The sequence below is a fragment of the Streptomyces europaeiscabiei genome (assembly GCF_001550375.1).
In the GTDB taxonomy this organism is placed as follows: domain Bacteria; phylum Actinomycetota; class Actinomycetes; order Streptomycetales; family Streptomycetaceae; genus Streptomyces; species Streptomyces europaeiscabiei.
The window spans coordinates 1-8,891 of sequence record NZ_LRTR01000241.1; the positions used below are offsets into that span (position 1 = coordinate 1).

The window sequence follows — 8,891 nt, forward strand, 5'->3', positions numbered from 1 at the left end:
CGTTGATCCAGTTACGAGGCGGGCGCAGGTGCGCGACAGGGTAGTGCGGATCGCGGGGTTCGGGCGGGGGCGCGGGCGGCGGTCGTACGGCTCTGGCGGAGCGGCCTGTCGTTCCTCCTGCACACCACGGGCCCGCTGCCCCGCCCCTCCCGATGGGCGTGGACGGCCGACGCGTCCCTCGCCCTTCTCCTGGCCGCCTGCACGGTGGGGGCCTCGCTGTCACAGAACGTGAGCGCGGTCCTGCAGCTGCCGAGCGCGGTGGTGACGCCGGGTCCGGGAGGCGGGCCGGTGCCGGTGCCGCCGTCCCCACCCCTGCCGGGCCCCGCGTATCCGGGGCAGGACCTCGGCGGGGTCGACAGCTGGCAGCTGCTCCTGGCCGCACTGACCGCGCTGCCGCTGCTCGTACGCCGCCGCTACCCGCTGACCGCGTTCTGGGCGGTGATCGTCACGACGATGGTGCTCAACCAGCGCCTGGGCGCGGGCGACACGACCGTGTACACGTTCCTGACGTGCCTGGTCGCCGCGTACAGCGCCGCCGTCCACAGCCCGTACCGGCTGCGCGCACTCATCAGCCTGGTGGCGGGCGCCGCCCTGATCGCGGCCTTCGTCGAGGAGAACTTCCCGTACGTCACCCCGGCCGTGATCCCGTTCCTCGTGCTGCTCGGCGTGGGGCTCGGCGCCAACGCGATCCACACCTGGAAGCAGCGCGTGCACGCCCTCCAGGAGCAGCAGGAAGCGGCGACGCGTCTCGCGGTCGAGCACGAACGCTCGCGTATCGCGCGGGAGTTGCACGATGTCGTCACCCACAATGTGAGCGTGATGGTGATTCAGGCGGGCGCGGCCCGCAAGGTGATGGACGTCGCCCCCGACCGGGCCCGCGAGGCCCTTCTCGCCGTCGAGGCGGGCGGCCGTACGGCGATGACCGAACTGCGCCATGTGATGGGCCTGTTGACCATGACCGAAGACGATCAGGCCGCGACCGCCGGGGTGAGTGCGGGTGGTGGGGCGGGGCCGACCGGTCATGGGGCGGGGCCGACCGGTCGCGGGGCCGGGCCGGCAGGTCGGGCGGGGCCGGCCGTCGACACGGAGTTGGCCCCGCAACCGGGCCTGGACCAGCTCCCGGTCCTCACCTCCCGTGTCCGCGCCTCCGGCGTCCCGGTCGAGCTGATCGTCACCGGCACACCGTCCCCGCTGTCCCCGGGCGCCGGTCTGGCCGCGTACCGCGTCGTCCAGGAGGCCCTGACGAACACCGTCAAGCACGCCGCGGGCGCCCGGGTACGGGTCACCGTCGACCACACGCCCAACGAGGTCCGCCTGGAGGTCACGGACACCGGCGGCACCCGCACCCCCGCCGCCGCGTCCGGCACGGGCCGGGGCCTGCTCGGCCTGCGCGAGCGTCTCGCCGTCCACGGCGGCACCCTCCGCACGGGCCCCCGCCCGACCGGCGGCTACCGCGTACAGGCGGTCATACCGCTCGACGACGCCCCCGCCGCGAACCCACCCAGCGCAGACCGACCGACCGCAGACCGGCCCGGCGACCCCCCGGCCACGGCCACCGGCAACCCACCCCCCGGGCACCGCTCATGACGGCAGCCGGCCACCGCCGCGCCACGAGCCCCGCAGCGGCCGATCGGCCCCGGGTGGTCATCGCCGACGACCAGGCCCTGGTCCGCACCGGCTTCGGCATGATCCTCTCCGCCGACGGCATCGACGTGGTCGGCGAGGCGGCCGACGGCGACCAGGCCGTCGAAGCGGTCCACCGCACGTGCCCCGACCTCGTCCTGATGGACATCCGCATGCCGGGCACGGACGGTCTGGAGGCCACCCGCCGCATCCTCGGCGGCGCGGTCCCCGACCCGCCGCGCGTCGTCATGCTGACCACCTTCGACCTGGACCGTTACGTCTACGCCGCCCTCACCGCCGGCGCCAGCGGCTTCCTCCTCAAGGACGTCACCCCCGAACACCTGGTGGCCTCCGTCCGCCTGGCCCGCACCGGCGACGGCCTCCTCTCCCCCGCCATCACCCGCCGCCTGATCGAACGCTTCGTCGCGCCCACCCCCGAGACCCCGGCCCTCCATCGCGACCTGGCCCCGCTCACCCCTCGCGAACTGCAGGTCCTCCGGTCCCTCGGCACCGGCCTCAGCAACACCGAACTGGCCGCCCACTTCCGCCTCAGCGAGGCCACCGTCAAGACCCACGTCGCCCGCATCCTCGCCAAACTCCGTCTCCGCGACCGCGCGCAGGCCGTGGTGGTGGCGTACGAGACCGGCCTGATCGTGCCGGGAACGGCGGCCGGGCCCCCGGCCCCGGAAAGGTAGGCCCCCCTCCCCGGCTCCGGCCCCTACCGGCCCATCTCGACCGAGACATGCCCGGACAGCGCACGCAGGAAGTCCGCCGCCTCGAACGCGGCCCCGGCGGAGAGGACCCCGACCCCCTTCGTCCGCCCGTCGACCACCCGCTGGACCGCCTCCACGGCGAGGGGCGCGCTGACGGCGTAGATGTCCTGCCCGCGCGCGGTGGCCCGCCGTTCCACGCCCCCGGAGCGCACGACGACGTCGACGAGGAAGGTCTGCGCGGACCGCCCTCGCTCGTCGACGGCGGCCGGGGCGGGTGTGTCGGGCGCCGCCAGGTCCCGCGCGGCCTCGACCGTCATGTACGTGTGCACGTCGGGGACGGTCAGATGGCTGGGTACGGTGACGATGTCGGCCATGCTGAACTCCCCGATCACGGCCCGGGTCCCCATCGGCTCGGGAAAGTCCCACTTCGTGGCGGGCGCCGCGTCGTCCCGGTACTCCAGCCGCCCGTTGCCGTACCGCACCCGCCGTCCGCCCCTGCGCTGCCGCGAGACCGTGCCCGCGACCCGCGTCCCCGCCGTGGGGTGCCATCCGCTCAGCCCGTACGCGACGTGCGCCTCGTCGGCCGCCGCCCAGTCACCCGCGTCGAGCGCGGCGGTGACGAGCAGATCGCCGAGCCCGCCGAAGAAGGCCATGGCGGGCACCACGACCACGCCCGCCGCACGAGCCTTCTCCCCGAACTCCGCGAACGTGTCGAGGTTGGCCTCGATCTCGGCCGCCACATCCACATACGGGATCCCGGCGCGCAACGCCGCCCCGATCACCGGCGCGGCCGTCTCCGCGAAGGGCCCGGCGCAGTTGACCACGGCATCCGCTCCGGCGAACGCCCGGTCGAGCGAGGCCGGTTCGTCGACGGAGGCGACCCGCGCCCGGCCGTCGAGCCCCGGCTGATCCGCGACGAGCCCCCGCAGTTTCTCCGCGTCCCGCCCGACCGGCAGCGGCACGAACCCCCGCGCCCGCAACTCCGCCACCACGAAACGCCCGGTGTGCCCATACGCCCCGAACACCGCGACCGTACGCCCCGCCCCCATGGCTTCTCCCCACTCTCGTCAGGGGCGCCCACCGCCCCGCCGAGTCCATCCTTCCGAGAGCGGACACCGACCACGAGTGTCCGAAACGACGAGCCCCGTACAATTTCCGACATGCCCTCACCGGACAGGACCACCATCGCGATGGTCGTCACCGACGGCATGCTGCACTTCGAACTGGCCCTGGCCTACGAGGTGTTCGGCGCCGACCTGTCACACCTGGTGGCCCCCTGGTACGAGCTGGTCCTGTGCGGCCCGGCCCCGGTCACGGTGGACCGCTTCCGCCTGGAGCCCGACGACGGCCTGGACCGGCTCGCCCACGCCGCCACGGTGATCGTCCCCGGCTGGGCCGATGTGGACGAGGACCCGCCCGCCGACCTGGTCGAAGCGGTCCGTGCGGCCCACGAGGCGGGCGCACGCATCGCCTCCCTGTGCACCGGCGCGTTCGTCCTGGCCGCCGCGGGCCTGCTGGACGGCCGCCGGGCGACCACGCACTGGGCGCACACCGACGCCCTCGCCGCCCGCTTCCCGCGGGTGGAGGTCGACCCGGACGTCCTCTACGTCGACAACGGCAGCGTCCTCACCTCGGCGGGCAAGGCCGCCGCGATGGACCTCTGTCTGCACCTCGTCCGCCTCGACCACGGCTCGGCGGCGGCCAACGCGGTGGCCCGCCGTCTGGTCGTACCCCCACACCGTTCCGGCGGCCAGGCCCAGTTCGTCCCCGCCCCGGTCCCCACCCGAAGCGACCATCCCCTGACCGACCTGTTCCCCTGGACCCTCGAACGCCTCGACCACGCCCTGACCGTCGAGGACCTGGCCCGCCGGGCGAACATGAGCTCCCGCACCCTGACCCGCCACTTCCGCGCGGCCACCGGCACCACCCCCCTCCAGTGGCTCCTCACCCAACGCATCCGCCGCGCCCAGGAACTCCTGGAAACCACCCCGCACAGCATCGACACCATCGCCACCGCCACCGGTATGGGCACCGCCACCACCCTCCGCCGCCACTTCAACCGCACCCTCGGCGTCCCCCCGGACACCTACCGCCGCACCTTCCACGCCACCCGCCCCGACGCCCGCTGACGGACGTCGGCCGTGGGAGAAGTCGATGCCGGTGAACCATCGCCCACTCGGAGCCGGAGGCCCAGGAGGGGCCATGGCCGGCCCCTCCTGACGACGCCGCGGGGTGGTCAGCGCCGCAGATAGGCCAGGACCGCGAGCACCCGCCGGTGGTCCTTGCTGCTGGAGTGCAGTTCCAGTTTGTCGAAGAGGTCTTCCCGCCCGGCCCTGAGGCGGGGTTCTCCCCGCAGGGCGTCGCCACCGGTGTGCGGAGCACCGCGGCGGTCGCCGTACTCGCCATACTCGCCGCGGTGTACCGGCCCACCCGCACGTCCGCGCTCGCCGGCCTGCGAGGCGGAGATCGAGCGCCGGGCCATGCCGGTCGGCCGGCTGGTCGCGCCGACGACTGCGACGCCTCGGAGGACCGGACCAGAAGCGGAGAGGTTTCCGCCGGGTGCCCACCTACGTGCTGCACACCGTCCGCAGGGCCGGCCGCCGGTCGGGCTGTGCGACCGCCACCTTCTGTACGTCCGTCAGGAGGCCGGGTACGTCGAGGTCCTCCCCGGCGGCGGCGCGGGCGATGGTCAGCAGGACGGCCTCGTAGAAAGCGTCGCGGACGGCGGGGGCCATGACGTCGGAGGCGTCGAGGCAGCGGGGACCCGTGCCGGTGAGGCGTTCGGCGATATCCTGCTCGACGGGGCGGTCCCGTGGTCGCACCCGGCGGTTCGCCGAGAAGACGTTCGCGGAGTCGGCCCACTTCTGCTGGCCCTCCCTGGAGGCCAGCCGTTCGATCAGGTCACGGGCCTGCGGACGGTCGCTGAACAGCGCGGCGAAGTCGCCGGTCACCTCATGGGCCCGCACCCGGTAGGGGCCTCCGGGCAGCAGTGGGGCGGAGTCCATCAGGCCCGCCTGCTTCCCCTTGTCCCGGTAGAAGGAGCGTGCGAAGGAGCCCTGGTGCTCCAGGGCACACCCGTACGGGCCGTCGAAGAGGAGCCCGTACCGGGCGGGGTCGCCGCGGTGATCGGTGAGCAGGGCGCGCTCGGCCGCCTTCCTGTCCTGCCGAAGCAGCCCGGCCCACGCCTCCCACGCACTGCGCACCGCGGTCCCGGTCCATCTCACCTCCGCGTCGCCCAGCGCCCACTTCCCGTAGGTGGCCGGGCCCTCCCGTTGCAGCACGAGGTCCTCGATCCAGTCGCTGCCGGGCCAGCCGGAGGCACCGTCGTCCCCCATGCCGATGCACCAACTCGCCAGCGGGGCCGGTGAGCCGGCCGGCCTGTCACCCTCGCGGTACCAGACGATGCTCTTCAGGTCCGCCTTGACCGGCACCCAGTACGCGTCTTCCGAGGACTCGTTCACCGGCTTCCACGGAGCCCCGTACTCCTCCTCGGCGAAGAGGCCGTCGAGCGCCTTGAGGCGGTGCTGGCCGGCGTACTCGGCGAGTTCGCCGACGCCCGGCATGATCGCGATGTCCGGGGGCTCCCCCGACTGCACCTTGGACAGCAGCACCTCGCGCTGGGCGGCGGTGCCCTGGTACTCGAAGGGGATGCCGAAGCCCCGCAGCACGTTCTCGAACTGCTCGCCCTGCTCGTCGGTCCACGGCCCGAGAATGGTCACCGGCTCGTCGTCCTGCTGCGACCAGACCGCCACCATGCTGCCGGCCGAGACCATCACCAGCACCACGAGAAGCACCAGCACCTTGAACCGCCGGGTCACCGTCGCCTCCAGTAGTCGCTGTCGAGCCGGAGACCGAGCCCCACCACGGGCAGAACGACGAGCAGCAGGCCGCCGGTCAGGGTGCCCTGGTGGACCCGGTCGGTCCAGGTGTCGTCGGCCAGGACGCGCCGGACGTCCTCGGACCTGTCCGTGACGGTCTGCTGGAAGCCCTCCAACTCCGGGCCCCCGCTGCGCTCCCGGGAGACCTTCGTGATGTCCCCCAGGCCCCCGACCACCCTGTCGAGGTCGTCCTGGGCGGACGACATGGTCAGCAGCGGCACGATCCCGAGCAGCACGGTCAGGGCGAAGGCCGCGAGCAGGTACGGGTTCCAGTCGCGGCCACAGCGGTCGCGCAGCACGAACAGCGCGGACAGCAGCGTCAACGCCAGCGCCGCCAGGGCGAGTTCGGCGAGCCACCAGCCGCTCCGCTGCAACCATCCCTCGGTGGCGACGGCCTCGGCGTGTTTCAACTGGACCGTCTGCATGTCGTCCAGGCGGAATACAAGTCCCACGCCGGACCGGGTGAGCAGCGAGCGCGCCTCGGCGAGCTTCTGCTCACGCATGAGCGGCCGGTCGCGGTACGTGGACGTACCGAGGTTGATGGAGTTGCTGTAGGTGGCCAGCAGCCCGTTGACGGTGCCGAGGTCCTGGTCCGTCCGGTCCGCGATCCTGGACAGCCCCTGGTCGGCGGCGGAGAGCTGGGCCCGGTAGGCCTCGCCCGCGCCCGCGACGTCGACGAGCTCCAGGTCCACCAGGACCCGGGCCTCGTGGTCGGCGCGCAGCACCGCGAGCCGGGTGGCGGCGAGCCCCTGCACGGCCGGCGCCTCCTCGGTGGCGAGCGCCTGGGCGCCGCCCTGGATCTGACGGCAGGAGACGTACAGGGCGCCGGCCGCCACGAGCGCGCACACCGTCAGGACCAGCAGATGCGCCTCCAGCAGCCGACGGGTCCGCCGCCCGCGCAGCCGCTCGCGCCAGAAGGCGCCGAGGGAGGAGGGAGCGTGCAGGAAGTACCGGGCGTACCAGGGATGGGGGCAGGAGTACGGGGAGTGTCCGCGCCGGGGAGTGGCGAGGGGCCGGCCGCTCCGGGAGCCCGCGCCTGCGGTCGTCACAGCAGCCTCTCCCCGCAGGCGACGCAGTAACGGGCCTCGGCCCCGGCCGGGGTGGCGCACCGGTCGCAGCGTGGGCCCGGCAGCGGACCGGCGGAGTCGGTCAGGGGCACGGGACGGGACCCGGCCCGCAGGATCATCGGGCCGAGCGTGTCGGCGTCGACGGCGTGGCGCAGCCGGACCCGCCCCGCGGGCACGTCCTCGATGTCGGCGACCGCGCGGATCTCGTCCAGCACCCAGTCCGTGCCGAACCGGTCCGCCAGACGCGCGGCCCGCCCCAGGTGGCCCTCGGCGGCGTTCCGTCGCTCCTCCCCGAGAGCGACGAGGCCCCGGCGCAGCGCCTCCCGCATCACGGTGGTGGACTTCTGGTCGCGCACACTGGCGGCGCCCGCCGGCACGTCGGGCGGCGGCAGTTCGGGGTGGTGCCAGCGGGCGGTGACGGACGCGTGGACGTCGCCGACGGAGACCATCGCGAACTGCAGGTAGGTCTCCAACGGGTCGCTGTCGGCGTCGGCGACGAGGGTGAGCAGGTAGTCGCGTCCGCCCTCCTCCCACTGGTACGTCGGAAAGCTCCAGCGGTGCGGCCGGCCGGGCTGGGGCAGCCCGCCGAGGCGGTGCGGCCGGGGCGCCTTCTCGCTCAGCGCGACCTGCCGCACCGAGGGCCGTACGGTCACCTCGATCGGCAGCTGGGGGGTGTGCACCCGGCGCAGCCGCTGGATCGCGGCGGTGATCGCCCCGCCGAGGCCGTCGTCCACGAACTCGGCGGTGCCGTGCAGCCGTTCGGCGAGTGTCAGCAGCGGTTCGGGGGCCCAGTCCGCGCCCACGGCGAGCACGTCGCAGGTGAAGTGCCCCGCGCAGACGTCGAGTTCCTCGTCGAGACGGGTCTCGCCGGGGGCGCTGCTGCCGTCGGTGATCAGCAGCAGATGACGTACGGACAGCGGGCGGGCGGCGAGCAGGGCGCGTGACGCGGCCGCCCAGGCGGCGTACCCGGCGGGGCGTGGACCGTCCCGGTGCAGCGGGATCGCGCCCGTGGCGAAGGCGGCCCGGCGTTTCTCGCGCCCGTCGGCGACGGCCCACTCGGCGTCGCCCGACGGGTGGCACCGGACGGGCTCGGGGCCGGCGCCCAGCACGGTGAAGGAGATGCCGTCGGGCAGGGCGCGCAGTGCGGCCGGCAGGGCGTGCCGGACGGCCGCCCTGAGGGGCTCGGCGACATCGATCGCGATGATCACGGCGAGTTCGATCGCGGGCAGCTCGGCGGGCGCGCCACCGGCGGTCACGTCGACCCGCAGATGCGCCTCGATCTTCGCGCTGCGATGCGGTCGCAGATCGCCGCCGAGGTCGACGTGCAGCCGGATATCCGGCCGCGGCAGCCGGGCGTGGTTGCTCGGACGGCCGGTCGTGTCCCGGCTCAGGTGCCTGCTCATGCCGTGCGTCACCGTTCCTTCCCCGTCGTCGCCGAGCGGACCGCGCGGCTACCGTCCGCCGTCCGCCGTCCGCCGTCCGCCGTTTCGCTGCCGCCCGGCCGGATCACGGAACCGCTGCCGCACGGCGGATCACGGTCCACGAAGGTCGCGCCCCACCTTCCTGCCCCGCCACCGCCGCCCGCACCCCACATCCGGCCGCCCGCCGCC

General features: G+C 74.2%; 9 protein-coding genes. 3 read left to right on the forward strand and 6 right to left on the reverse strand.

The window, feature by feature from the left end; genetic code table 11:
- The first annotated feature begins 228 nt into the window (after positions 1 to 228).
- Entirely contained in the window at positions 229 to 1,587 is a 1,359-nt protein-coding gene (locus AWZ10_RS11665; RefSeq protein ID WP_244172464.1) for a sensor histidine kinase, read from the forward strand.
- The gene (locus tag AWZ10_RS11670; protein ID WP_060891026.1) at positions 1,584 to 2,318 is read left to right on the forward strand and encodes a response regulator; all 735 of its coding nucleotides are present in this window, start codon (positions 1,584 to 1,586) and stop codon (positions 2,316 to 2,318) included. Before AWZ10_RS11665 ends, AWZ10_RS11670 begins: the two co-directional genes overlap by 4 nt.
- A 23-nt stretch (positions 2,319 to 2,341) precedes the next feature.
- Here AWZ10_RS11670 and AWZ10_RS11675 read toward each other — a convergent pair whose 3' ends face one another.
- Positions 2,342 to 3,385, reverse strand: coding sequence for a saccharopine dehydrogenase family protein (locus AWZ10_RS11675; RefSeq protein ID WP_046709168.1), 1,044 nt, complete (start codon positions 3,383 to 3,385; stop codon positions 2,342 to 2,344).
- Between the two features lie 111 nt (positions 3,386 to 3,496).
- Here AWZ10_RS11675 and AWZ10_RS11680 point away from each other — a divergent pair, with 111 nt between their 5' ends.
- Positions 3,497 to 4,465, forward strand: coding sequence for a helix-turn-helix domain-containing protein (locus AWZ10_RS11680; protein ID WP_060891027.1), 969 nt, complete (start codon positions 3,497 to 3,499; stop codon positions 4,463 to 4,465).
- Positions 4,466 to 4,572: 107 nt separating this feature from the next.
- On the opposite strand, the gene AWZ10_RS52905 is transcribed toward AWZ10_RS11680, so the two are convergent.
- From AWZ10_RS52905 to AWZ10_RS52910, 5 genes are all read right to left on the reverse strand, one after another.
- Positions 4,573 to 4,818, reverse strand: a complete 246-nt coding sequence (locus AWZ10_RS52905; protein WP_046708165.1) for a hypothetical protein — start codon at positions 4,816 to 4,818, stop codon at positions 4,573 to 4,575.
- An 85-nt stretch (positions 4,819 to 4,903) separates the two neighbouring features.
- Positions 4,904 to 6,154, reverse strand: coding sequence for an extracellular solute-binding protein (locus AWZ10_RS11690; RefSeq protein WP_046708164.1), 1,251 nt, complete (start codon positions 6,152 to 6,154; stop codon positions 4,904 to 4,906).
- Positions 6,151 to 7,158, reverse strand: coding sequence for a hypothetical protein (locus tag AWZ10_RS11695; RefSeq protein WP_046708168.1), 1,008 nt, complete (start codon positions 7,156 to 7,158; stop codon positions 6,151 to 6,153). Before AWZ10_RS11695 ends, AWZ10_RS11690 begins: the two co-directional genes overlap by 4 nt.
- Before the next feature lie 101 nt (positions 7,159 to 7,259).
- Positions 7,260 to 8,684, reverse strand: a complete 1,425-nt coding sequence (locus tag AWZ10_RS11700; protein ID WP_060891028.1) for a hypothetical protein — start codon at positions 8,682 to 8,684, stop codon at positions 7,260 to 7,262.
- An 8-nt stretch (positions 8,685 to 8,692) separates the two neighbouring features.
- A partial coding sequence (locus AWZ10_RS52910; RefSeq protein WP_208618484.1) for a hypothetical protein occupies positions 8,693 to 8,891 on the reverse strand: 199 nt, incomplete at its 5' end.